At 73.3% G+C, this 23,399-nt stretch carries 15 protein-coding genes, 2 tRNA genes and 1 riboswitch; of the genes, 8 read left to right on the top strand and 9 right to left on the bottom strand.

What is annotated here, in order from left to right; genetic code table 11:
* The coding region (locus HET64_RS19620; protein WP_215107387.1) for an NPCBM/NEW2 domain-containing protein at positions 1 to 594 on the top strand (594 nt) is incomplete at its 5' end.
* A 92-nt stretch (positions 595 to 686) separates the two neighbouring features.
* Here the strand turns inward: HET64_RS19620 and HET64_RS19615 are convergent.
* Positions 687 to 2,798, bottom strand: coding sequence for an asparagine synthase-related protein (locus HET64_RS19615; protein WP_215107385.1), 2,112 nt, complete (start codon positions 2,796 to 2,798; stop codon positions 687 to 689).
* Positions 2,799 to 3,651: 853 nt separating this feature from the next.
* Between HET64_RS19615 and HET64_RS19610 the strand changes: the two genes are divergently transcribed.
* From HET64_RS19610 to HET64_RS19595, 4 genes are all read left to right on the top strand, one after another.
* Complete coding sequence (locus HET64_RS19610) at positions 3,652 to 5,241, top strand: sporulation protein (protein ID WP_215107383.1); 1,590 nt, start codon at positions 3,652 to 3,654, stop codon at positions 5,239 to 5,241.
* Between the two features lie 134 nt (positions 5,242 to 5,375).
* A complete protein-coding gene (gene lhgO, locus HET64_RS19605) occupies positions 5,376 to 6,632 on the top strand; it encodes an L-2-hydroxyglutarate oxidase (RefSeq protein WP_215107381.1) in 1,257 nt (418 codons plus the stop codon).
* Positions 6,625 to 7,551 (top strand): tRNA (guanosine(46)-N7)-methyltransferase TrmB, encoded by a 927-nt coding sequence (gene trmB / locus HET64_RS19600; protein ID WP_215107379.1) that lies wholly within the window; start codon positions 6,625 to 6,627, stop codon positions 7,549 to 7,551. Before lhgO ends, trmB begins: the two co-directional genes overlap by 8 nt.
* A gap of 73 nt (positions 7,552 to 7,624) precedes the next feature.
* Positions 7,625 to 9,151: a PrsW family intramembrane metalloprotease gene (locus HET64_RS19595; RefSeq protein WP_215107377.1), complete on the top strand. Its 1,527-nt coding sequence runs from the start codon at positions 7,625 to 7,627 to the stop codon at positions 9,149 to 9,151.
* A gap of 49 nt (positions 9,152 to 9,200) precedes the next feature.
* Here the strand turns inward: HET64_RS19595 and HET64_RS19590 are convergent, their stop codons facing one another.
* From HET64_RS19590 to HET64_RS19570, 5 genes are all read right to left on the bottom strand, one after another.
* A complete protein-coding gene (locus HET64_RS19590) occupies positions 9,201 to 10,145 on the bottom strand; it encodes an aldo/keto reductase (protein ID WP_215107375.1) in 945 nt (314 codons plus the stop codon).
* Positions 10,146 to 10,300: 155 nt separating this feature from the next.
* Positions 10,301 to 11,332, bottom strand: a complete 1,032-nt coding sequence (locus HET64_RS19585) for a M23 family metallopeptidase (protein WP_215107373.1) — start codon at positions 11,330 to 11,332, stop codon at positions 10,301 to 10,303.
* 11 nt (positions 11,333 to 11,343) lie between these two features.
* A riboswitch (cyclic di-AMP (ydaO/yuaA leader) is annotated at positions 11,344 to 11,496 on the bottom strand.
* Positions 11,497 to 11,787: 291 nt separating this feature from the next.
* Complete coding sequence (locus HET64_RS19580) at positions 11,788 to 13,008, bottom strand: PP2C family protein-serine/threonine phosphatase (RefSeq protein ID WP_215107389.1); 1,221 nt, start codon at positions 13,006 to 13,008, stop codon at positions 11,788 to 11,790.
* 141 nt (positions 13,009 to 13,149) lie between these two features.
* A complete protein-coding gene (locus HET64_RS19575; protein ID WP_215107371.1) occupies positions 13,150 to 13,896 on the bottom strand; it encodes a MerR family transcriptional regulator in 747 nt (248 codons plus the stop codon).
* A gap of 108 nt (positions 13,897 to 14,004) precedes the next feature.
* Positions 14,005 to 14,078: transfer RNA gene (locus HET64_RS19570), tRNA-Met, on the bottom strand.
* Positions 14,079 to 14,293: 215 nt separating this feature from the next.
* Between HET64_RS19570 and HET64_RS19565 the strand changes: the two genes are divergently transcribed.
* From HET64_RS19565 to HET64_RS19555, 3 genes are all read left to right on the top strand, one after another.
* On the top strand, positions 14,294 to 15,112 hold the full coding sequence (locus HET64_RS19565; RefSeq protein WP_215107369.1) for a CPBP family intramembrane glutamic endopeptidase: 819 nt from the start codon (positions 14,294 to 14,296) through the stop codon (positions 15,110 to 15,112).
* A 142-nt stretch (positions 15,113 to 15,254) separates the two neighbouring features.
* Positions 15,255 to 16,079, top strand: coding sequence for a hypothetical protein (locus tag HET64_RS19560; protein ID WP_215107367.1), 825 nt, complete (start codon positions 15,255 to 15,257; stop codon positions 16,077 to 16,079).
* Between the two features lie 102 nt (positions 16,080 to 16,181).
* Entirely contained in the window at positions 16,182 to 16,895 is a 714-nt protein-coding gene (locus HET64_RS19555) for a class F sortase (RefSeq protein ID WP_215107365.1), read from the top strand.
* A 116-nt stretch (positions 16,896 to 17,011) separates the two neighbouring features.
* Here the strand turns inward: HET64_RS19555 and HET64_RS19550 are convergent.
* From HET64_RS19550 to HET64_RS19540, 3 genes are all read right to left on the bottom strand, one after another.
* A tRNA-Lys gene (locus HET64_RS19550) sits at positions 17,012 to 17,085 on the bottom strand.
* 129 nt (positions 17,086 to 17,214) lie between these two features.
* Positions 17,215 to 20,358 carry a VCBS repeat-containing protein gene (locus HET64_RS19545; RefSeq protein WP_215107363.1) on the bottom strand — a complete coding sequence of 1,048 codons (3,144 nt, stop codon included), beginning with the start codon at positions 20,356 to 20,358 and terminating at the stop codon, positions 17,215 to 17,217.
* A 289-nt stretch (positions 20,359 to 20,647) separates the two neighbouring features.
* The gene (locus HET64_RS19540) at positions 20,648 to 22,993 is read right to left on the bottom strand and encodes a DEAD/DEAH box helicase (protein WP_215107360.1); all 2,346 of its coding nucleotides are present in this window, start codon (positions 22,991 to 22,993) and stop codon (positions 20,648 to 20,650) included.
* Positions 22,994 to 23,399: the final 406 nt, after the last annotated feature.

Here is a 23,399-nt window from a genome sequence, read left to right as displayed (position 1 = left end):
CCCCCGGCCCCTTCTGCGCCGGCGCCGAAGCCGACGCCGACGCCGAGCCCCACGCCCTCGCCCGAGCCGCCGCCGAAGCCCGCGCCCCCGGCGCCGAGCCCGCCGCCGTCCCCGAAGCCGACGCCGAAGCCGCCGAAGCCCACGCCGCCGCCCGCCCCGGAGGTGTACCGGTTCAGCGAGCTGGCGTACTCGGTGTTCGGCGACCGGAGCGAGCCGGAGGTCGTGATGGGGCGGAGCAGTTGGATCTGGCAGCGTTCGAACGTGTCCATCGCCTCCACCCGTTACGCGCACGGGGTGACCGTGCACGCCCGCTCCTCGGTGACCATCCAGCTGAACCGGGCGTGCACGCGCTACGAGGCCATGGTCGGCGTGGACGACCTGACCATGGGGCTCGGCGCGGTGCGCTTCTCCGTGTTCGACGGGGACGGGGCCCGGCTGTGGCGCTCTCCGGTGGTGGAGGGCGGCGATCCCGCCGTCCCGGTGAGCGTGAGCATCGCCGGCCAGTCCTCGATCCGCCTCGTGGTGGAGCCTCAGACGCCGTTCGGCGGGGTGGCCCTGGCCGACTGGGCGGAGTCCCGGATCAGCTGCGCCTGAGCCGTACGCACGCCCCGGCCGGGCTTCCCGACACCGTTTCCCGACACCGCTTCCCGGCGTCGCTTTCCGGCCAGGACCGGAGTCTGTTCCGGTCAGGGCTGGAGCGTGCGCCGGGCGGGGGTCACACCGCCCGCGACCGCGCGCTGGCGCGGAGCGGCGGTACCCGTCCAGCAGGTGCCGCGCCGGGCCAGCAGGCGGCGCAGCCACAGTTCGGTGGAGGCCAGGTCCGCCAGGCCGTCCAGGGGCAGCGGCTCGCCCTCGGAGGCGGCGCGCAGGGCCTTGCGGACCACCCGGGCCTCGACCAGGCCCGCGTCGGCCAGCAACGGGGCGTCGAAGAGGGCCATCAGGTCCGGCAGCGCGATGCGCAGGCCGGTGCGGGTGACGGCGGTGGAGGTGGCCTGGGAAGGCGTGCCCCAGCCGGGCGGCAGATCGTGGATGCCCGCCCCGCCGAGCACCCGGCGCAGGATCGCGGCCCGTGCGCCGGGCTGGACGCGGAGCGACTCGGGCAGGGCGCGGGCCGCCCGTACGACCTGGTTGTCGAGGAACGGGGCGTGCAGGCGCTGGCTGCGGATCTCCGCGGCCTGTTCCAGGATCCGGTGGTCGGCGGCCCCCCGGGCGAGGGCGGCGCGGGCCCGGGCCTCCCCCGGGCGCTGCACGGAGGCGGGCCGGATCGCCGCCTCCTGGAGACGAACCGATACTTCGGCCAACGCCTCCCCGGTCAGCCAGCGCGCCGCCGGTCCCGGGCGCGACCAGGCGAGGGCGGCGAGCGAGGCGTCGGCGGGGGTGGCGAGGTCGGGGGCGTAACGGTTGGCGTCGGGGAGGAGTCCGGCGGCGGACTCCAGGCCGGTGCGGTACGACGTACGGGCCAGGCGGCGGGCGGCGCGGTAGACCGTCAGCGGGACGAACAGGGAGTGTGCCGTGGGGCCTTCGGCCTTGGTGAGGGCGGCGACGGGGCGCAGCAGATGGCGTCTGCGCCGGTCCATCAGGAGGTCGGCGAGGCGGGCCGGGTGGGCGTCCAGGACCTGTCGGGCCCCGTGCCCGACGAGGTGGTCGGCGCTGCCCGCGGAGAGCCGGCGGCGGTGACGTTCGGCGAGGACGAGGGAGGGGGCCGGTTCGTCGGTGAGCGCACCGGTCTCCAACGAGGCGTACGGCAGGGCCTCTTCGCCCGCCGCGACGACCACGTGGTGCAGGCGCGGATTGGCGGCGATGGCGCGGGCCCGCTCCAGCTCGTCCTCGTTGCCGCGGGTGGTGAGGTCGTTGAAGGTGACGGCGAGCAGCCGCTCCCCCGCGCCGGTGCCGTGGCCGAGGAGGGTGCCGGGGAGTCCGGGCAGTCCGGAGGCGAGCAGGGCGAGGGTGGCGGAGGCGCTGCCTCCGGAGAGGTCGGCGCCGATGCCCGCCACGGGTCCGCCCCGGGCCGCGCGCCGGTCGGCGGGGCCCATGCCGGGGACGGGCCCCGGGTCCGGCGGCTGGGATTCCGGCGCGTGGCGCGGGGCCGTGAGCCGGGCGCGTACGGCTTCGACGAGCGCGTCCCGTACGCCCTCGACGGCGTGCACCGGGTCGGCCTGGGGTGCGGCGACGGCGAGCGAGGCGACGGCCTCGTATCCGGTGATCTCCCGCGAGCCCTCCCGCAGGATGAGCGCGTGGCCCGGCGGGACCCGCTTGACGCCCACGTAGGGCGTGCCGTCGCCGAGTGCCTCGGGGGTCTCCGGGCAGGCGAGCAGGGCGGCGAGGTGCCCGATGTCGAGCTGGGCCTCGATGAGGTCGGCGAGCGGCAGGGCGGCGGTGGCGAAGGCGGTGCCGTTGGCCCAGGGGGTGTGGAAGACGGGCCGGGCGCCTGCCAGGTCGCCGGCGACGGTGATGCGGCGGCCGATCTGCACGACGGCGGTGTAGCTGCCGGGCCAGGCGGTGAGATGGCGCATCGCGCCGCCGCGTGCGGCGAGCAGTCCGACGCGCAGCTGCTCGTCGGTGGCGCCGCAGCAGCCGAGGACCGCGAGGCGGGCGGTGGGCGCGCCTTCGGGGGTCGCGACGCCGATGACGCGGATCTCGTCGGGCCGCCAGTCGCCGACCGCCCAGAGCGGATCCGGGTCTCCCCACAGGAGTTGGGAGCCCACGGGGTGAACCGTGCGCCCCTCGCCGCCGTTTCCGACGGCGCCGACGGTGCCGAAGCTCGCGGCGATACTGCTCCATCCCACCAACCAACGCATCGCCGCCTCCACAGGCTGTGGACAAACGGCGCACTTGACGAGCGAAGCGCCGCTGCGGGACATGCTGCCACGACAATGCCGCAGGAGAGGGTGTACGGGCAGCGCACGCCGGAAGAGCATGCGCCCCTGGCAAAGGCCCGGCGTGGTCTTCACCGCGACGACAGCAACGGAACCGCCGGTTCCGGGAGTTGCGGAGGCGGGGCCGTCCGGTCCCCGCGCCGCCCCGGCCCGCCCCCGTGACAGGGGAGGGGCCGGCGCCGCCCGGAAACAGCGCCGATATCCGGCCATAGTCGGACTGTTGGCCAGACCCTCACCGGACCGTCGCTATTCGGCCATTCTCTCGAAGCGCCACCCTGCGCGCAGGTCGTGCCGCGCCCCCCGGCGGACCCTTCCACGCACAGTCCGGGAGGTGGGCCTCACCTCCCGGACCGGTCCACCGCCCGCGGGGAATGGAGCGGCGGTTTCCCCCAGCCCACTGAGTCCAGTGCAGCGGGCCGACCCACGCAGGTCCCAGAGAAGCGTTCCGGCGATCGCCGGGCCAGAGCGCACGGCCGGGCGCACGGCCACACGCCGGGAGCACGCCGCACCCCGGCCCGCGCGCCACCGTGCGGGCGGCCCGGACCGCCCGCACGGACAACAATCCCGCCATCCGGACGTCTGCCCCTTAACGGTAGGGATAGGGAGAACTACGCTGTGTTTACTGGTGTTCTCAGCAGGGGGGCATATTCCTCGGGGCTCGGCCACATGCGTGTGCAGGCGGAGTACGGAGGTTCGAACCTGGGGAGGCATCGGTACGAATGCCGCGCGCCGTCCTCGGTGACGCGGCGGCTGTCTGTGTGTCGAGGGGTGGCGCATGTCCAGGGAGCAACGCGGGCCGAACGAGAAGCTCGGCACGGTTCTCGCCCTCGCGGGAATCAGTAACGCCGGGCTCGCCCGGCGGGTCAACGACCTCGGAGCACAGCGCGGTCTGACACTTCGCTACGACAAGACCTCGGTGGCCCGGTGGGTCGCCAAGGGAATGGTGCCGCAGGGCGCGGCGCCGCATCTCATCGCGGCGGCGATCGGGGCCAAGCTCGGCCGGCCGGTCCCGCTGCACGAGATCGGCCTCGCCGACGCGGACCCGGCCCCGGAGGTCGGCCTCGCCTTCCCCCGGGACGTGGGCGAGGCGGTCCGGTCGGCGACCGAGCTGTACCGGCTGGATCTGGCCGGGCGGCGGGGCGGCGGCGGGATCTGGCAGTCCCTGGCGGGATCGTTCTCCGTGAGCGCCTACGCGACGCCCGCCTCGCGCTGGCTGATAACCCCCGCCGATCCGTCGGTGGCCCGGGACCCGACGGCGGCACAGGCCGCCATCCTCGGCGCGCGCGGCGGCGGATCCGGAGGCCCGGGCGGGGCCGGCGCCCGCGGACCGGGGGCCGCGCCGGACGCCCGCGGCGCACACATCCTCCACACCGGCGGCTCCACCCCCGGCGCGGCGGGCTCCGTCCCGCTCCAGCCCGGCCCGGAGGCGGTGGCGGACGCCTCACCGCTGCGGGTCGGGCACAGCGATGTGTCGAAGCTGCGCGAGGCGGCGCAGGACGCCCGGCGCTGGGACTCCAAGTACGGCGGCGGCGACTGGCGCTCCTCCATGGTTCCCGAGTGTTTACGCGTCGACGCCGCACCGCTGCTCCTCGGCTCGTACACCGACGAGGTCGGACGGGCCCTGTTCGGCGCGTCCGCCGAGCTGACCCGGCTGGCCGGCTGGATGGCCTTCGACACCGGACAGCAGGAGGCCGCCCAGCGCTACTACATCCAGGCCCTGCGCCTGGCCCGGGCCGCCGCGGACGTCCCGCTCGGCGGCTATGTCCTCGCCTCGATGTCCCTCCAGGCGACCTACCGGGGCTTCGCCGACGAGGGGGTCGACCTCGCCCAGGCCGCCGTCGAGCGCAATCGCGGTCTCGCCACCGCCCGCACCATGAGCTTCTTCCGGCTGGTGGAGGCCCGCGCCCATGCGAAGGCCGGCGACGCACCGGCCGCGGGGGCCGCGCTCAAGGGCGCGGAGAGCTGGCTGGAGCGGTCCCGGGCGGGCGACTCCGACCCGTCCTGGCTCGGCTTCTACGGCTACGACCGGTTCGCCGCCGACGCCGCCGAGTGCTACCGCGACCTGAAGGCCCCCCGGCAGGTGCGCCGCTTCACCGAGCAGGCGCTGTCCCGGCCGACCGAGGAGTTCGTCCGCAGCCACGGACTGCGGCTCGTCGTCTCCGCCGTCGCCGAGCTGGAGTCGGGCAATCTGGACGCGGCCTGCGCGGCGGGCACCCGGGCGGTGGAGGTCGCCGGCCGGATCTCCTCGGCCCGCACCACGGAGTACGTGCGCGATCTGCTCCACCGCCTGGAGCCGTACGGGGACGAGCCCCGCGTCGCGGAGCTGCGGGAACGGGCCCGCCCGCTGCTGGTCACCCCGGGCTGAGCGGGGCCGGCCCGGCCCGGCTGAGCGGGGCCGGTACGGGCGGATCCGGGCGGAGTGTGCGCCACGCCCTGCCCGGCCGGGGTTTGAGCCGGTTGTCAGTGGGTCAGTGCACTATCGGGGTGGGAGGTGGCGTGATGATGACGCACGCGGCGTACGACTGCGATGTGCTGGTGATCGGCGGCGGGATCGTCGGTCTGTCGACCGCGTACGCGCTTCTACGGTCCGCGCCGGGCACCCGGGTGACGGTCCTGGAGAAGGAGGGCGGCCCCGCCCGCCACCAGACCGGCCGCAACAGCGGCGTGATCCACAGCGGCATCTACTACCGCCCCGGTTCCCTCAAGGCCCGGTACGCGCTGCGCGGCTCCGCCGAGCTGGCGGACTTCTGCGCCGAGCACTCCATCGCCCACGCCACCACGGGCAAGCTGATCGTCGCCACCGAGCGCTCCGAGCTGCCCCGGCTGCACGGCCTGGTGCAGCGCGGCCGCGAGCACGGACTGCCCGTGCGGGAGCTGGGCCCCGCCCAGATCGCGGAGTACGAGCCGGAGGTCCGGGGCCTCGCGGCGATCCGGGTCGGCACGACGGGCGTCTGCGACTTCACGGCAGTCGCCCGGCGCTTCGCCGCCGAGGTCACCGCCGCGGGCGGCATCGTGCGGTACGGCGCGGAGGTCACCGCGATAGACCGGCGCCCCTGGGGCGTCGCGGTGCGCACGGCGGACGGCACGGTCGTCCGGGCCAGGGTGCTGGTCAACTGCGCGGGCCTCCACTGCGACCGGGTGGCCCGCCTCGCCGGGGACGACCCGGGGGTGCGGATCGTGCCGTTCCGCGGCGAGTACTACGCGCTGGCCCGCCCCGAGCTGGTGCGCGGCCTGGTCTACCCGGTGCCGGACCCGGCGTTCCCCTTCCTCGGCGTCCACCTCACCCGGGGCTTCGACGGCTCCGTCCACGTCGGGCCGAACGCGGTCCCCGCCCTGGCCCGCGAGGGATACGCCTGGCCGCAGGTCCGCCCCGCCGAACTGCTGTCCACGCTGAGCTGGCCGGGCACCTGGCGCATCGCCCGCAGACACTGGCGGTACGGGGCGGGCGAGGTGCACCGCTCGCTGTCCCGGTCCGCCTTCACCCGGGCCGTCCAGCGGCTGCTGCCCGCCGTCACCGAGGACGACCTGCGCCCGTCGCCCGCCGGGGTCCGGGCCCAGGCGGTGCTGAAGGACGGCACGCTGGTCGACGACTTCCTGATCCGCGAGGCCCCGCACACCGTGCATGTGCTCAACGCCCCGTCGCCCGCCGCGACGGCGTGCCTGCCCATCGGCCGGGAGGTGGCACGGCTCGCGCTGCGCCGGGCTCAGGGGACGGGGTGGAAGCCGCCCGCCGTAGAATCCGGTCATTGTGTCTGAGCAGCCCATGAACCCCACCCCCGACGAAGCCACCGACGACGACGCGCCCGGTACGGCGCCCGCCGGCACCGTGCCGACCGGCTCCACGGCGGCCGACGCGCTCGCCGACCCGTTCGCCGACGCCGCGACCGATGTCACGGCCGACGAAGCCGCCGCGCTGCGGGCCGCCTCCTTCGAGCGCGCGCGCCGGCTGCGCCAGGAGCCCCGCTTCCCCGGCGGCCCCGCCGCCGACCCCGCCGGTTCGCACCACGAGCGCCGGATCCGCAGCTTCCAGCCGCGCCGCAGCCGGGTCACGACCGGCCAGCAGGACGCCCTGGAGCGGCTGTGGCCGAAGTGGGGCCTGGACATCGACGGACAGCGCGTCCTGGACCTGGCCCACCTCTTCGACGGTCTGCCCGTCGTCCTGGAGATCGGCTTCGGCATGGGCGAGGCCACCGCGCAGATGGCGGCCGACGACCCGGGCACCGGCATCCTCGCGGTCGACGTCCACACCCCCGGCCAGGGCAATCTGCTGGGCCTCGCGGACAAGGCCGGCTCGACCAACGTACGGGTGGCCAACGGCGACGCGGTCATCCTGCTGCGCGAGATGCTGGCCCCCGAGTCGCTCGACGGCCTGCGGGTCTACTTCCCCGACCCCTGGCCCAAGGCCCGGCACCACAAGCGGCGTCTGATCCAGCCCGAGTTCCTGGACCTGGTGGCCCCGGTGCTGAAGCCCGGCGCCATCGTCCACTGCGCGACCGACTGGGAGCCGTACGCGGAGCAGATGCTGGAGGTGCTCACCGCGCACCCCCGCTTCGAGAACACCGCGGCCGACGGCGGATACGCCCCGCGCCCCGCGTTCCGGCCGCTCACCCGCTTCGAGGGGCAGGGGCTGGACAAGGGCCACGTCGTCCACGACCTGCTGTTCGCCCGCGTCTGACACACCGTGTACGGCCGCGTCCTGGCCGGATGCGGCGTCGCCGGGTGTCGGTGCTCCTCGTTAGGGTCGAGAGGTGTCCGACCCCTCCGTGCAGCATCAGCAGGCGCGACCCGCCGTCCCGGTCCTCCATGCGCAGCGGCTCGACGAGGTCCTGGGCGCCGCGCCGGAGCGCGGCCGAGGACGTTACCGGCCGCGCCGCGTCGGCATGGTGTGGCGCAGCAAGGTGTTCCGCGCCGGGGCCGTCATCGTGGCGCTCGTGCTGTGCGGGCTGGTGATCCTCGCCCTCGTCCGCGAACAGACCGGCCCGGAGGGGTTCCTCGTCGGTCTCGGCCTCGCGGTGCTTCCGGTGCCGCTCCTGATGGCCGCCTTCCGCTGGCTCGACCGGGTCGAGCCGGGCCCCTGGCGGAATCTGATCTTCTCCTTCGCCTGGGGCGCGTGCGCCGCCGCGCTCGTCGCGATCATCGCCAACTCGTTCGCGACGCGCTGGATAGCCACCGCGACGGCCGACCCGGCGAGCGCCGACACCCTGGGGGCCACGGTGATCGCCCCCGTGGTCGAGGAGAGTGCGAAGGCGGCGGCCGTCCTGCTGATCTTCCTGTTCCGCAGACGGGAGTTCAGCGGGGTGGTGGACGGCGTCGTCGTCGCCGGGTTCACCGCGACGGGCTTCGCGTTCACCGAGAACATCCTCTATCTGGGCAACGCCTTCGGCGAGGACCAGCAGCTGGGCAGCTCCGGGTTCGCCTCGGTGACGGCCGGGACGTTCTTCGTGCGGATCGTGATGTCGCCGTTCGCGCACCCCTTGTTCACGGTCCTCACCGGCCTCGGCTTCGGCTTCGCGGCCGTCAGCGCCCGCCGCCACCGGGTCCGCCGGATCGCCCTGCCGGTGCTGGGACTGCTCCTGGCGATGGGCCTGCACGCCCTGTGGAACGGTTCGTCGGCGTTCGGACCGTACGGCTTCTACGCGGTGTACGGGATCGTCATGGTCCCGGCGTTCGGCCTGGTGACCTGGCTGGCGATCTGGTCGCGCCAGCGGGAGCTGCGGACCCTCGCGGCCGAGCTGCCCGCCTATGCGGCGGCCGGCTGGCTCACCCCCGCCGAGCCGTCGGCGCTCTCCTCCATGCGGGCCCGGGGCATGGCCCGCGACCTGGCCCGCCACTGGCAGCCGGACCGGACGCGGGGCCGGGCGGCGGCTCGCGCGGTCGCGGAGTACGAGTCGTTCGCGACGTCCCTGGCGGGGCTGCGCCGCCGGGCCCGCCACGGCGCGGTGGGCCCGGACTTCGGCGCGCGGGAGCGGGAGCTGCTGCACCACCTCTGGCAGCGCCGGGAGTTCGCGGCCCCGGCCCTCACCCACGCGGCCCGCCTGACGGCCCACCCGGGCACCCACCGCGCCCACCACGGCCACCCCATGCCGACGCCGTACGGAAACGGGTACGGGTACGGGTACGGGCACAGCCCCGGGCACGGGCACACGCCCGGGTACGGACAGCCGCCCGGGTACGGACAGCCGCCCGGGCACACACCGGGATACGGCCCCGCCGCCTACCCACCGCCCCAGCCGTACGGCAGCGCGCCGCCCAGCCACCGCCGCCCGCCGGCGTAGCAACAGCCACGGCCTCGGTGTCCGCGAACGGCGGCGGCGTCCGGCTCCGTCAGGCCGACGCCTCGGTGAGCAGGGCGAGTTCGCCGTCGGTCAGCCGCAGGTCGGCGACCGCGACGAGGGCGGGGAGCTGTTCGACCGTACGGGCGGAGGCGATCGGGGCGGCGACGGTCGGCTGTGCGGCGAGCCAGGCGAGGGCGACCGTGGCGATCTCGGCGTTCCGTTCCCCGGCGACCCGGTCGAGGGCGGCCAGCACCTTGCGGCCCTGCTCCGACTCCAGGTGGCCGCCCGCCTTCGCGGAGCGGGCGCTCTCCACGGTCGTACCGGGGCGGTACTTGCCGGTCAGGAAGCCGGAGGCGAGCGCGTAGTACGGGACGGCGGCGAGGCCGGCGCGGGCCGCGGTGTCCTGGAGGTCGCCCTCGTAGGTGTCGCGGGAGACCAGGTTGTAGTGCGGCTGGAGCGCGACGTACCGGGCGAGGCCCTCGCGCTCGGAGAAGTCGAGGGAGGCGCGCAGGCGCTCGGGGCTGATGTTGGAGGCGGCGATGTGCCGCACCTTGCCGTCCTTCACCAGCTGGTCGAGGGCGGTGATGATCTCCTCGACCGGGACGGTCTCGTCGTCGAAGTGGGTGTAGTAGAGGTCGATGTGGTCGGTGCCGAGGCGGCGCAGCGATGCCTCGGCCGCGCCCTTGATGGTGCCGGCGCTCAGGCCGCGGTGCTCGGGGTGGGCGCCGACCTTGGTGGCGACGACGATGTCGGACCGGTTGGAGCGGGAGGCGAGCCACTTGCCGATGACGGTCTCCGACTCACCGCCCTCGTTGCCCTCCACCCAGGCGGAGTACGAGTCGGCGGTGTCGATGAAGTTGCCGCCGGCCGCGGCGTACGCGTCCAGGACGGCGAAGGACTGGTCCTCGTCCGCCGTCCAGCCGAAGACGTTGCCGCCGAGGGCGAGGGGGAAGACCTGGAGGTCGGAGCTGCCGAGCGTGCGCGGAGAAGTCATGTGGATGTTCAACGGGCCGGGGCGGGGAAGGTATTCCGTCGCCCACCGGGCCGTACTTCCGCGGACAGACCGGCAGCCCTGACGTCGGGGGGTGTGCGTCAGGGCTGCCGGGGTTGCGGGGCGGCGACGGAGACGTCGGCCGCGGGGCCGTGAGGTCAGACGTTCAGGCCCTTGCTGTTCAGCCAGGCCAGCGGGTCCATCGCGGAACCGCCCGCGGTGCGGACCTCCAGGTGGAGGTGGGTGCCGGTCACGTTGCCGGTGGCACCCATGCGGCCGATGGTCTGGCCGGTGGTGACCTTCTGGCCGACCGAGACATCGATCGAGGACTGGTGGGCGTACCAGATCTCCGTGCCGTCATCGAGCTGGAGCACCGTGCGGTAGCCGTACGAGCCCGACCAGCCGGCCGACGTGATCGTGCCGCTGTGCACGGCCTTGAGCGGCGCACCGGTGGACCCGGCGAAGTCGAGACCGGTGTGCTGGCCGGAGGACCACATCGCGCCGGACTGACCGTAGGTCGAGCTGATCGTGTACGAGGAGGTGGGAAGGGAGTAGCTGGCGGCGAGCTTGGCGAGCCGCTCGGCCTCCTTCTTCTTCTCCGCCGCTTCCTCCGCCGCCTTCTTCTTCGCGGCGGCCGCGGCCTCGGCCTCGTCCTGCTGCTTCTTGGCCTCGGCGGCGGCGGTCTCGGCCGCTGCCTTCTCGGCGGCGGCCTTGGCCTCGGCGTCGGCGCTGGCCTGCTGCTGCTCGGCCTGCTGCAGGATCCGGGCGCGCAGCGCCTCGCCCGCGTCGGTGCCCTGCTGGGCCTCGGCGGTGGTGAGGCCGGCGGTGGTGAGCGGCGCGGACGCGGCGACCGGGGCGGGCTCGGCCTCGTCGGACATCAAAGTCCCGACGCCGGGAAGGGACTTGGCGTCGGGGAGGTTGTCCACGATGGAATCGGGAAGAGAGATGGAGACCGGTGCCTTGTCCTGGGCGGTGGCCATACCGCCCGCACCGACGGCCGCTATGACACCGACCCCGAGGACGGTGGAGCTGCGGGCCAGACCACGCTGCTTGGCCACGCGGTGCTTGCCGCGCACGGGACGGATGGACTCCGCGGTGGGGTTCCATTCCTCCCAGGTGCGCTCCTCGCCACCGAAGGCGTCGGCACTGAAGGGTGACGGGGCCTCAGGGGCAGGCTTGTTGGACGCCACGTGGGCGCACTCCTTTCCTTCCTTCTCGCCTACCGGGTTAGCTGACGGGTTCGGAGCAGGAAGGTCTCCTACGGGCCCCTCCGTCTCTCACGAGACGCAGGCGTCCGATTCACCCCATGTAGGTGGTTCCCCGGTTCCCTTGCGGAATTCGGCGCTCGCGCGCGGCGTCGTCTCTGACGACGACTGTGACGACCGCGCTGCGTTATCGAACGTTAATAGACAGACGGGCCCGATTCCAAGCTGTTCCTGTTGATCATTAACGAACACGATGGGGATGTACGGGTCACAAGCGGGTGGAATCGGGCGACCTGGCCGCGACTTGGCGACATCACTTTTTCTGATGGTGTGTCAAATGTTATGCGGAGCGGTGCCCTTCGATCACGCACCGTGTCATCGGCGGTCATCGCCCCGCCGACGCCCCGCCGACGTCTTGCCGATGCCCCGTCATCGCCCGGTCATCGCCCGGCGCCGTCGCCCCGGCCCACGATCTTCACCGTCGTCCGGCGCACGGGCTGCCCCTCCGCCGGCCGGCCGACCGCGATGAGCGCCATGTCGTCCGTGGTGCGCCCGCCGGTGTGCAGCCGCACGTCGTCCGTCAGCGCCGACAGCAGCTCCTCCGGGCCCGGGAAGATCCGGCCACGCAGCCGGGCCGCCGGATCGTAGAAGACCCCGTTCGGGTCCCGGGCCTCGGACAGGCCGTCCGTGAAGGCGAGGAGCGTCGCCCCCGGGGGCATCGCCCACTCGTCGGACCGGTCCGGCCACACCCCCAGGTCCATCCCCAGCGGCATGGCGGGCACCGAGGGCGCCAGCACCTCCAGGGCGCCGTCGGCGTGCAGCAGGATCGGCTCGGGGTGACCCCGGTTGACGAGGCGCAACGAGGCCGAACCAGGCGGGATCTCGGCCAGCACGGCGGTGATGAACCCCTCCATGGCGTCCAGCCCGTACCGCCGCGTCCCCTCCCGGGCCAGCGCCCGCTCCAGCCGCTGCGCGACGCCCTCCAGGGAGCGCTCCTGCTCGGCCGCCTCCCGGAACGCCCCGATGATCACCGCCACCGCCTCGACGGCGTCCAGTCCCTTGCCGCGGACGTCGCCGACCACCACGCGTACGCCGTACGGGGTGTCCGCGACGGCGAACAGGTCGCCGCCCACGAACTCGTCGGCCTGCGCCGCCTCGTACCGCGCGGCCACCTGGAGCCCGCCGATCCGCTCGGCCGGAGTCGGCAGCACGGCCCGCATGGCGGTCTCCGCGATGACCCGGGCCGAGGCCAGCTGCTCGTTGCCGCGCCGTACGACGCCGTTGATGACGAGGGCCAGCACCGAGCCCGTGAGAACGGTGATCATCTCGATGACCGGGACCACCTGGGTGGACGTCCCGTCGGAGAGCCGCATCGCGATGACGGAGAGGACCGCGGCGATCCCCGTACGGACGGTCCGGGACTTCGAGAAGAACGGCGCCGCGACCAGCGGGGCCGCGACGAACAGGGGGACCGCCGTGAAGTTGGGCGGAGCCAGCGAGTCGAACACCAGCCCGCCGAGGATCAGCAGGGCGGGCAGCATCCGGACGAACCGCCCGGTGCGCCGCCCGTCGGACGTCAGCTGGCCCTCCCGGGACCCGAACACCACCCGGCCCACGGCGTCGAAACTCCCCGCCGTGCCGCTGCGCCGCTCGTCGGCCATCCCCACCTGTGCACTCCTGCCCGGTCCACCCACGGCTGCGGACGGTACCGCGCCCCGCCCAGGCTTCCCGGAGCCGCGCCGAGCGGCTACTCCGCATCGGCCGGATAGGGGGAAGGCGGACGGCGGTCCGGCCTTCCGTGGTCAGTCGGAGAGCCGGTGTTCCGCGTATACCGTCAGTGCGTCCCGTACGAAGGCGGCGGTGCCGTCCCCGTAGCGATCGTAGTTCTTTCCGAAGCGGGGATCGGCGACATACATCTCGCCGAGCCCGATCACGTACGAACGGCTGGGCGCCTTGGCCGAGGACAGCCACGCGCAGTGCCGCCGCGCGAGGTCCTGCGCCTCGGCCCCGTCGGCGGCGAGCCCCGCCTCCCTGGCCCGGCCCCAGGCGCGCGCGATGGCCTCGTGCTCGTCCTGGAACGCCTTCTTCCGCTCGTCCCCGAGCGAACGCCACCAGCGGTCGCCCTCCTCGTACGCGTCCCGGCCCCAGCGCTCGGTGACCTCCTGCTCGTGGGCGGTGTGGTCGAAGCCGTCGAACACTTCATCGGCCATGAGTTCCATCCCCTCCTGCGTCTTGTGGAGAGTGGTCCGCACCGAGGCGATCTGCCGACCGATGCGCGCCTGCTCCTGTTCGAGCAGCCGCAGATGCGCCCGCAGCGCCGCCGCCGTGTCCCGCTGCCCCGCGAGCACGTCCTTGATGGCGGGCAGCGGAAGACCGAGCTCCCGCAGCAGCAGGATGCGCTGCAGCCGGACGAGGGCGTCCTGGTCGTAGTAGCGGTAGCCGTTGCCGCCGATCCGGCTCGGCGTGAGGAGACCGAGGTCTCCGTAGTGCCGGAGCGTGCGGCTCGTGGTGCCGGCCTGTCTGGCGATTTCCTGAATGGACCACTCCATGCCGGAAACGCTAGATCTTTACGCTGCGTCAAGGTCAAGCCGCACCATCACGGCACCAGGAAACGACTCGGGCCCGGCACGCTGTGCGTGCCGGGCCCGGGTCTTCAGTAGCGGGGACAGGATTTGAACCTGCGACCTCTGGGTTATGAGCCCAGCGAGCTACCGAGCTGCTCCACCCCGCGTCGGTAAACACAACTCTACGGCATTCCCGGCGCGCCTTTGACCAATGACGGCGGAGCTCCACCGGGCCCGGGTCCGGAACACCGGCCCGGGGGGGACCCTCCATGGCTTTTGCCCTGTTCCGCATGAGATCTTTACGAAAGTCCGCACCCGACCGTATGGCTGCGGCAGGCGGAGCGGCGGCAGAGCGCGCGCCATCGGAGAAGAGGGTGACGTGGTGCGGGACGGGACAGGCGCGGCAGACGGGCCGGGCGCGATACGGGACGGCCGGCCGGGGCGAAGGCTGGCGTGGCCGTGGTTCCTGGTGATCGTCGCCGTGTACGCGGGCATCATCCAGGGCCTGGGATTGCTGACCGGCGTGGACACCGGCTCCTCCGACAGCGCGTTCCCCACCACGGAATCCCTCGTGCGCAACGCGCTGATCCCGATCGGGGCGTCGATCGTGTTCGCCGCCGCCGTCGTGACCCGGCTCGGCTGGTGGGGCGACATCCTGCACTACCGCGCGCCCGTTCGCCGCTGGGTTCGCTGGGTCCCGGCGTCCATGCTGGCCGTCGCCGTGCTCGGCCTGAACTACGGTCACCTCGGCGACCAGAGCGTCTCCCTGGTGGCCTGCCTGCTCCTGCTGGGCCTGTTCGTCGGCGTGGGCGAGGAGCTCATGTTCCGGGGCATCGGCGTGCAGGTCTTCCGCCGGGCCGGGCTCACCGAGGGCAGGGTCGCCCTCTTCTCCTCGCTCGTCTTCGGCCTCGTACACCTGAGCAACGCCATCGGGGCGGGGGCGCAGGCCATCCTCCAGGCCCTCATCGTCTCCACGTCGGGCTACTTCTTCTACCTGTGCCTCCGCGTCGGCGGCGTCATCCTGCTGCCGATGCTCGTCCACGGGCTGTGGGACACCAGCCTGTTCTCCAACCTCGTCGGCGAGGAGCCCCAGGCCTCCCTGGGCATGGCCCTGATCATCGTCCTCCAGGCCGTCCTGATCATCGTGCTGCTCGCCAGGCGCCGCTCCATCGAGCCCGAGGCGGCAGAGGTCCCCGCCTGACCGACCCCGCGGCGGGCGGGGGACCGCGGAAGTTTGTCGTGCTCGGGCCAATCCGCCCGAGCCACGGCTCCGAATAGACGACATCAGCGACCGAACGTTGTTCCGGCCCCGCGCCGGAACTTCCGGAAGGGGATGCGTCTTCGTGATAGCCCGCCGTACAACTCGCCTCGCCGCACTGCTCGTCCTGCCCGCCGCGCTCACCCTCGGGGTGGCCGTGCCCGCCCTGGCGCACGAGGGGCACCCCGCCGGCACCACGAAGGCGGCCGACGGCGACACGTACCAGATCGACCTGGAGCAGCTGAACGACTCCGGCGCCAGTGGTGCCGCCCTGGTCAGCCTGGAGGGCGACAAGCTGACCGTGAAGATCGACGCACAGGGGCTGGTACCCGGTCAGCCGCACGCCCAGCACATCCACGGCTCCACCGACGGCCACGACTTCCGCTGCCCGGACAAGAGCGCGGACAAGGACGGCGACGGCATCGTCACCACCGCCGAGGGCCTGCCGATGTACGGGGACATCAACATCTCCCTGACGACGAAGGGCGACACGTCCAAGAAGAGCGGCCTCGCGGTGGACCGGATGCCCGTCGCCGACAAGGACGGCAAGCTGTCGTACTCCCGCACGATCACCGTCTCGCAGGACGTGGCGGACCACCTCAAGGACCTGCACGTCGTGCAGCACGGCATCGACCGCAACGACGACGGGACGTACGACTTCGGCGCGGGCAAGAGCGAGCTCGACCCGAAGCTTCCCCAGGAGGCCACCGCTCCGGCCAACTGCGGCATGGTCAAGGGCGCGGCCGTCGGCTCCATGCCGGCGGGCGGCGTCGAGACCGGTGGCGGCAGCACGGAGGGCGTCGAGTCGCCGGGGCTCCTGGCGGCGGGCGGCGCCGCCCTGCTCGCGGCCGGCGGACTGTTCGCCGTACGCCGCAGGACCCTTACGGCCGAAGCCCGGCACGACGCCTGACCGACCCGGCCCGGCCAGGGCGCGGCGGGCAGGGCGTCCGACCGCCGCCCCCGCGCCCGACCGGGCTCCGCAGCGGCAGCGACCAGGGAGAGGTGACCCCCGATGAACGCGACGGACCCGGCCGACGGGCCCACGCCACCACCCGGACGGCGGCGGACGTTCGTGCTCACCGCCGCCGTCGCGGCCCTGCTGCTGGCCCTGGGAACCGGCCGCCAGCAGCCCGCCCCTCCCCCGGCGGCCGACAAGGGGAGCTCCGGGGCACCGGCCGGCCGGACGCCCCCACCCCACGCGGGGACGTCCGCGCCACCGGAGAAGGGGAGCGGGAGCAAAGACCGGGAGAGGCCGCCCGTGGCCGCCCTGCCCTCCTCCCGGCCCGTCGGCATCACGATCCCGTCCCTGAAGGTCGACTCCACGCTGGAGGACCTGGGACTCGGTGAGAACCGGGCGATGGACACCCCGCGCGACCCGGACAAGGCCGGCTGGTACACACCCGGCCCGACGCCGGGGGCCATGGGGCCGGCGGTGATCGCGGGCCATGTGACCTGGGACGGCGCACCGGCGGTCTTCTTCGAGCTCGCCGCGCTCGAACCCGGCGACCGCATCATCGTCCGCCGCGCGGACGGCCGTACGGCCGAGTTCACCGTCGACCGGACCGCCGTGTACCCCAAGGACGCGTTCCCGACGGTCGAGGTCTACCGCAACCTCGACCACGCCGGGCTCCGTCTGATCACCTGCGGCGGCGACTACTCCGAGGCGGACAGCCGCTACGCCGACAACGTCGTCGTCTACGCCACTCTCGCCGGCAGCCGCGACTGAGGCCCTCGGGCCGGTACGTACGTGAGAGCCCGCGCACAGCGAAACGCCCCGGCCCGCCTTGGCGGGCCGGGGCGTTCGCATCGGGGCGGAGGGGGTTTCCCTCGCCCTGTGACCGGTAGGCCGTGTGGGACTCGAACCCACAACCAACGGATTAAAAGTCCGCTGCTCTGACCAATTGAGCTAACGGCCCCTGGGAGATCACTCCACGAGCATAGCCGTCCCCGGCCCGGCGGCCGAGGCGGTATCCGATTCGCGTCCCGGCACGGCGTCACCGGACGCCGGGCCCGCGGCGAGTGGATCGCCGGGGCCCGGCCGGCGGCTAGAACAGCGAGAGGTAGCCCTGCCAGCCGGGGCTGAGCTTCTCGCGGGGGGCGAACAGCCCGTTGCCCTTGCCCTCGTACCGCCACAGCACCCCGGCCTTGTCCCGGGCGAACAGGTCGTTCCTGCCGTCGCCCGTGATGTCGCCGACCGCCGCGATCGCGTTGTACTGGTTCCAGCCGGAGCCGATCCGCTGCTTGGCGGCCAGCTTTCCGGCGCCCGTGCCGGCGTACCGCCACAGCACCCCGGAGGAGTCGCGCGTCAGGACGTCCCCGATGCCGTCGCCCGTCAGGTCCCCGGCTCCGACGACCGTGAGGCCCTTCCAGCCCGTGCCGACCAGGACGCCGGCCTTGAGCTTGCCCGCCCGGTCCGACGCGTACAGGTACAGGGATCCGGTGGACTTCTGACGGGCCAGCACGTCGGCCACGCCGTCTCCGTTGAGGTCGCCGGGCGAGTACACGTCGTACGCCTTCCAGCCCGTCCCGATCTTCTCCGGGTCGTGGAGGAAACCGTACTGACCGTCGTCGTCGCAGGTGCCGTCGAGCCGGTACAGGGCGCCGTCGCTGTTCACGACCAGGTAGTCGTTGCAGCGGTCGCCGCGCAGGTCGCCGGTGGGCACGATGCCGGTGGCGGCCGCGTCGAGGACGCCGAAGTAGCCGGTGTACGGGCCGACCGTTCCGGGAAGCTTGCCCCGGCGCATGCCCAGGCTCTGGTCCTCCACCACCACGAAGAGGTCGCCGAGGGCGTCCCGTCCGCCGAAGTCCCGCCAGGCGGGGGCCGCATGGGCGAGCCTCACCTCGCCGGACCTGTTCAGGGCCGGGCCGTGGCCGTCGGCCGGCTGCGCCGTCAGCGTCCAGTCGTAGGTCCCGTTGACCACGAGCCTGCCGCTGCCGTCCCGGGCGTCCCAGTCGACCGCCAGGACGTCGCGGGCCTCGCCGCCGGTGAGCGTACGGACCGTCCTGCCGGTGCGCCGGTCGACGAGCCGCGCCTTCCAGGAAGCCACGGGCCGGGAGAGCCGGGCGTGGTAGGACCAGTGCCCGCTCTCCCCCGAGGGCCAGCTCTCCGAACGCTCCTCATGGACCCACAGCGACTGCGCCGGCACACCGGCCGGCACCACGTGCACCCGCTGGCCGGCATCCACGTACGCGACGTGCCCGCCACGCCTGTCGACCGTCCACGCCACCCGCCGCTGCGCGTTCTCGGTCGCCGGCAGGTCACCGACGACCCGCTCCGGCGCCGTCCCCGTGCCGATGCCGGTCACCAGGTCGGTCAGGACCAGCTTCCCGGCGGCCTTGTCGTGACGCACCAGGTAGCCGTCGCCGAGCAGGGCCTCGTCGGCGGGGACGGGCAACGACTTCTTCGTCGTCCGGTCGTACACCCCGGCCGGGCCGGACGCCCCGCACGACCAGTAGAGCCAGCGGCCCAGCGCCTGGAGTTCGCGTGGTGCGCAGCCGGTGCCCAGGTCGAGAGTCTGCCGTGTGCGGCCCGTCGTCAGGACCATCTCCGTCACGGTGCCCGGCTTCTCCGCCGCGCTCCACAGCGTCTGCTCCCACAAGGCGGACGCGACCGGCTTGCGGGTGAGGATCTTCTCCGGTCCGTACGCCCGGTAGACGGTCTGTACGCCCGCTGCCTCGTTCGTGTAGACGGCGTACTCCCCGTCGGCGTCCGTGAGGGTGCCGCCGGAGGCGCCGGTGATGAAGGAACTGCCCTCGGAGGAGCGCACCTCGTCGCCGGATGCTCCGTCCCGCCGGGCGAGGAAGGTGACACCGCCGTCGAGGGCACCGAACATCGCGTGGCAGTCGGGGTCCTCCGGCCCGCACGCGGTGTCGAACGTGATCCGGGCCGGGACCTGCGGTCCGTAGGACGGCGTCCCCGACAGGCTCAAGGTGCGCACGGTGGCCCGGCGGACGTTGGAGACCCTGCTGTCCGCCACGGTGAGCCGCCCGCCGGACAGGCCGATCCCCTGGATCTTCTGTGGCAGCGGGGCGAGGTCGATCACCCGCTCCAGCGCGGGAACGCCGCCCGGGCCCTCGGTGATCCGGTGGGCACCCCACTCGCGGTCGCCCCCCTGGCCACTCGCCCCGCCGACGACGATCGCGGAACCGTCCTCGACGGCTGCGATGTCGTCCTTGGCGGCCTTCAGCAGCACGCGGGGCGCGCCGCCGTCGAGCGGTGTGGCCATGAGGGGGAAGCCGTTGCCCCGGTTGTGGATCAGCCAGTCGCCGACGACGCGCAGGGAGGAGAAGTAGCGGTCGGCGGGCGGCACCGAGGTGATCATCCGCGGGGTGCCGCCGAGGTCGGACCGGGGCAGCACCCCGATGGTCGTCCCGGTGCCCACCACGTAGAAGAGGAGGTGCCGGGGGGAGAGCACGAACGCGTTCCCCGAGGCCTTGACCCCCGCACCGAGCCGCTGGTCGACCCGCGCGCCCGCCACGTCGACGAGTGCCAGGGTGGCGGCGCCGCCGGTGACGTAGCGCAGTGCCACGGAGGTGCTGTCCCCGGCCACGGCCGAGTCGGCGTGCAGCAGGCGGGTGTCGGCCGGCAGTCCCTGAACCGTGCGGTCCCGTACGGTTCCGTCCTCGCGCACGTCCAGCAGATGCGCCTCGTCCGCCGCGCGGGGCGTGTCGCCCGTGGCGTCCGGCGCGATCCTGACCGCGACGACCGTACGGCCGAAGACGCCGGAGAAGAGCAGTCCGTCCGGGAGCGTGAGGGTGCGGGTGGTGCCGGCCGCCATGTCCCGCAGCTCGAAGGTGTTCCCCCGCTGGTACACGATCGTGTCCGTGCCCGTGCCGTGCACCTTGTCGATCGGTGCGGTTCCGGACGGGCCGGCGGGGAAGGTCCGCCCGTCGGCGAAGCGGGTCCAGACATAGCCGCTCGGAGGACCGGACACCCGGTGGAAGACGCCGGCCTCTCCGGCTCCGTCGGCGCCGCGCTGGCGGCCGACGGCCGCGAAGTTGAACGGCTGTACGAAGTTACTCATCGCGGGCGGGATGACCACCGGGTCCGCCGCCGCGGGCGCCGCCAGGGCCGTCGGGACGTTCGCGGGAGCCGGGGTCGAGGCCGTGGCCGTCGGTCCCAGCCCCGCGGTGACCGACAGAACCAGTGCCGCGGCGACGACGCCGTTCGTGAGGGCACGCTGAGCCACTCGGGTTCCTCCCCGTGGAAGACAGTGGGCGCGGGGGGACGCGATCTCTCAGCAACGGTCGACGGTGTCCGGCGTGGAAAGTCCCGGGCTCGCTCCCCGGCGGTCCCCCCACACGAGTGTGCGGATCTTAACAGGATCTCCACATCGGGGAACGTCTTTTCGAACGCGGTGGAACTCCGGGTCTCCGGACAGCAACAGGGCCCGTACGCCACCGAGTCGGTTCGGTGGCGTACGGGCCCTGCCGGTCTGTCAGGCGGACCTGCTCGGCCGGTTGTCGGCCGGGCGGGGGTCAGCCGTTGCGCTTCCAGCGCGGCTTGTCGTCGCGGCGGCCGAAGGAACCGGTGTTGGTGCCGGTGTTGGCGCCGCGGTGGTCGTCACGACGACCGGTCGGGCGGTCGCTGCCGCCGCCGGAGCGGAAGCCGCCGGAGGGGCGGTCGTCACGACGGTCACGGTTGAACGGGCGGTCGCTGCCGCCGGAGCGGAAGCCACCGGAAGGGCGCTCGTCACGACGGTCGCGGTTGAACGCCGGACGGTCGTTGTCCCGACGCTCGAACGAACGGCCACCACGGTCGTCCCGACGGTCACTGCTGCCGCCGGAGCGGAAGCCACCGGAAGGGCGCTCGTCACGACGGTCGCGGTTGAACGCCGGACGGTCGTTGTCCCGACGCTCGAACGAACGGCCACCACGGTCGTCCCGACGGTCACTGCTGCCGCCGGAGCGGAAGCCACCCGAAGGGCGCTCGTCACGACGGTCGCGGTTGAACGCCGGACGGTCGTTGTCCCGACGCTCGAACGAACGGCCACCACGGTCATCGCGACGGTCGCCACCACCGGAGCGGAAGCCACCCGACGGACGGTCGTCACGACGGTCGTTGCCGCCGCGGTAGCCGCCACGGTCGCCACCGCGGTTGTCGCGGCGCTCGAAGTTGCCCCGCTCGTCGCGGCGCTGCTCGTCGCGGGCGGCCGGCTGCTCCGGCACGGAGACGGCTGCCACGAGGGCGGCCTCGGCCTCGGCGGCGACCTCGGCCACCGCGGCCTCGGGGTCGTCGCCCCGCTCGCGCGCGGCGCGGGCGACCAGGCGGTCGGCCTCCTCGCGCAGCTCGACGGCGCGGCGCTGGACGCGCTCCAGCTGCTTCGTCAGGTCGGCGGCCTCGCGCTCGGCCTGCTTGGCGGCGTTGTTCGCGGAGTCGGCCTGGACCTCGGTGAGCGAACGGGCGCCGGTGATCTCGGCGACCTCGGGCTCGAAGACGCCCGCGCCCTGGACGATGTGGCGCGAGGCGTCGACGCCCGCGTCCTCCATCAGGCGGAAGATCTGGCGGCGCTGGTGCGGAAGCGCCAGCGAGACGACGACACCGGACTTGCCGGCGCGGGCGGTACGGCCCGAGCGGTGCAGGTAGTCCTTGTGGTCACCGGCCGGGTCCACGTTCAGGACCAGGTCGATGCCGTCGACGTGGATACCGCGGGCGGCGACGTCGGTCGCGACGAGCGCGTTGACGTAACCCTTCTTGAAGTCCTCCAGGACCCGCGTACGGGCGCCCTGGGTCATGCCGCCGTGCAGCGCGTCGGCCTTCACGCCGGACTCGATGAGCTGCTCGGCGATGCGGTCGGCGCCCAGCTGGGTGCGGACGAAGATGATCGTGCGGCCCTTGCGGGCGGCGATGGCGGCCGTGACCGGCGCCTTGTCCTTCGGCTTCACGACGAGGACGTGGTGCGACATGGTCGTGACGTTGCCCTGGGCGCTGTCGACCTCGTGCGTGACCGGGTTGGAGAGGTAGCGCTTGACCAGCGTGCCGATCTCGTTCTCCATGGTGGCGGAGAAGAGCATCCGCTGACCCCCACCGGGGATCTGGTCGAGCAGCTCGGTGACCTCGGGCAGGAAGCCCAGGTCGGACATCTGGTCGGCCTCGTCGAGGACGGCGACCTGGACGCTCGCCAGGGAGCAGGCGCCGCGGTTGATGATGTCGCGCAGCCGGCCCGGGGTGGCGACGAGGACGTCGACACCGCGCTCCAGCGCGTAGATCTGGTTGCCCATCGACGTACCGCCGCAGACGACCTTCATCTTGAGGCCGAGCACGTCGCCGTACGGCTGCAGCGCGTCCGCGACCTGCATCGCGAGCTCACGGGTCGGGGTGAGGATGATGCCGCGCGGCTTCTTCTTCTCGGTGGTGCCACCGGAGAGCGAGGCCAGCAGCGGCAGACCGAAGGAGAGCGTCTTGCCGGAGCCCGTACGGCCGCGGCCGAGGATGTCCTTGCCGGCCAGGGCGTCCGGGATGGTCGCCGCCTGGATCGGGAAGGGGGCGGTCACACCGTTCTGCGCGAGCTTGCGGACGATGCCCTCGGGCAGACCCAGGTCGCCGAAGGTGATGGTCGGCTCGGCGTCGGCCTCGTCGGCGGTCTCCTCGGCGGAGTCCGCGATCTCGGAGGCGGGAGCGGCGATCTCCTCGGCTGGGGCGACGATCTCCTCGCTGGGGGCGTCGGCCTGCGTGTCGGCGGCTACGTCGGTGATGAAGTCCGCGACGGACTTCTCGGCGACGACGGTCTTCTCGGCGGCCGGGGCGGTCGCGCCGGCGGGGGCCTCGGTCACAGCGGCCTCGATGAGCTCGATGAGCTCGGCGTTGTCGACGTTCTCGGGCATGACGGTGTGGTCAGAACTGGAAATTGACATGCGAAATGCGAAACCTTCCGGAGTCTCGGCACGCGCCCATAACTCCGTGATTCGCAATTTCGACCGCCTCAATGCGGTCCAGCCACGGCAAGGGAGAGTACGCGCCACACGGCGCTCTTCTGTGTCGGCGCCGGGCAATGGGATCAAACGATCTACCACCATACGCACTCTCACCCACATTGCGCAAACCAGCCCCCGAAGACCCCCCGCTAAACCGGCCCCACCTGCGGCGATGCCTCCGGGGTCCGCAACGGCCGGGCGGACTCCGGTCCGCTCATCGCATGGGCCCGCAGCTGCGCGGCGGGCGAGGCCGAGGGAGCCGGCTCCGGCGGATCGGTGGGCTCCTGGCTCTTATACACATCTGACGCTGCCGCCG

It is taken from the genome of Streptomyces sp. McG3, assembly GCF_018619185.1.
Classification (GTDB): domain Bacteria; phylum Actinomycetota; class Actinomycetes; order Streptomycetales; family Streptomycetaceae; genus Streptomyces.
This window is presented reverse-complemented; position numbering and strand designations above follow the sequence as displayed.

Bases quoted from the DNA above. Each gene is read 5' to 3' on its own strand.
- HET64_RS19615 (WP_215107385.1), bottom strand. From the start codon at position 2,798: ATGCGTTGGTTGGTGGGATGGAGCAGTATCGCCGCGAGCTTCGGCACC.
- HET64_RS19610 (WP_215107383.1), top strand. From the start codon at position 3,652: ATGTCCAGGGAGCAACGCGGGCCGAACGAGAAGCTCGGCACGGTTCTC.
- lhgO (WP_215107381.1), top strand. From the start codon at position 5,376: ATGATGACGCACGCGGCGTACGACTGCGATGTGCTGGTGATCGGCGGC.
- HET64_RS19590 (WP_215107375.1), bottom strand. From the start codon at position 10,145: ATGACTTCTCCGCGCACGCTCGGCAGCTCCGACCTCCAGGTCTTCCCC.
- HET64_RS19580 (WP_215107389.1), bottom strand. From the start codon at position 13,008: ATGGCCGACGAGCGGCGCAGCGGCACGGCGGGGAGTTTCGACGCCGTG.
- HET64_RS19575 (WP_215107371.1), bottom strand. From the start codon at position 13,896: ATGGAGTGGTCCATTCAGGAAATCGCCAGACAGGCCGGCACCACGAGC.
- HET64_RS19555 (WP_215107365.1), top strand. From the start codon at position 16,182: ATGAACGCGACGGACCCGGCCGACGGGCCCACGCCACCACCCGGACGG.
- HET64_RS19540 (WP_215107360.1), bottom strand. From the start codon at position 22,993: ATGCCCGAGAACGTCGACAACGCCGAGCTCATCGAGCTCATCGAGGCC.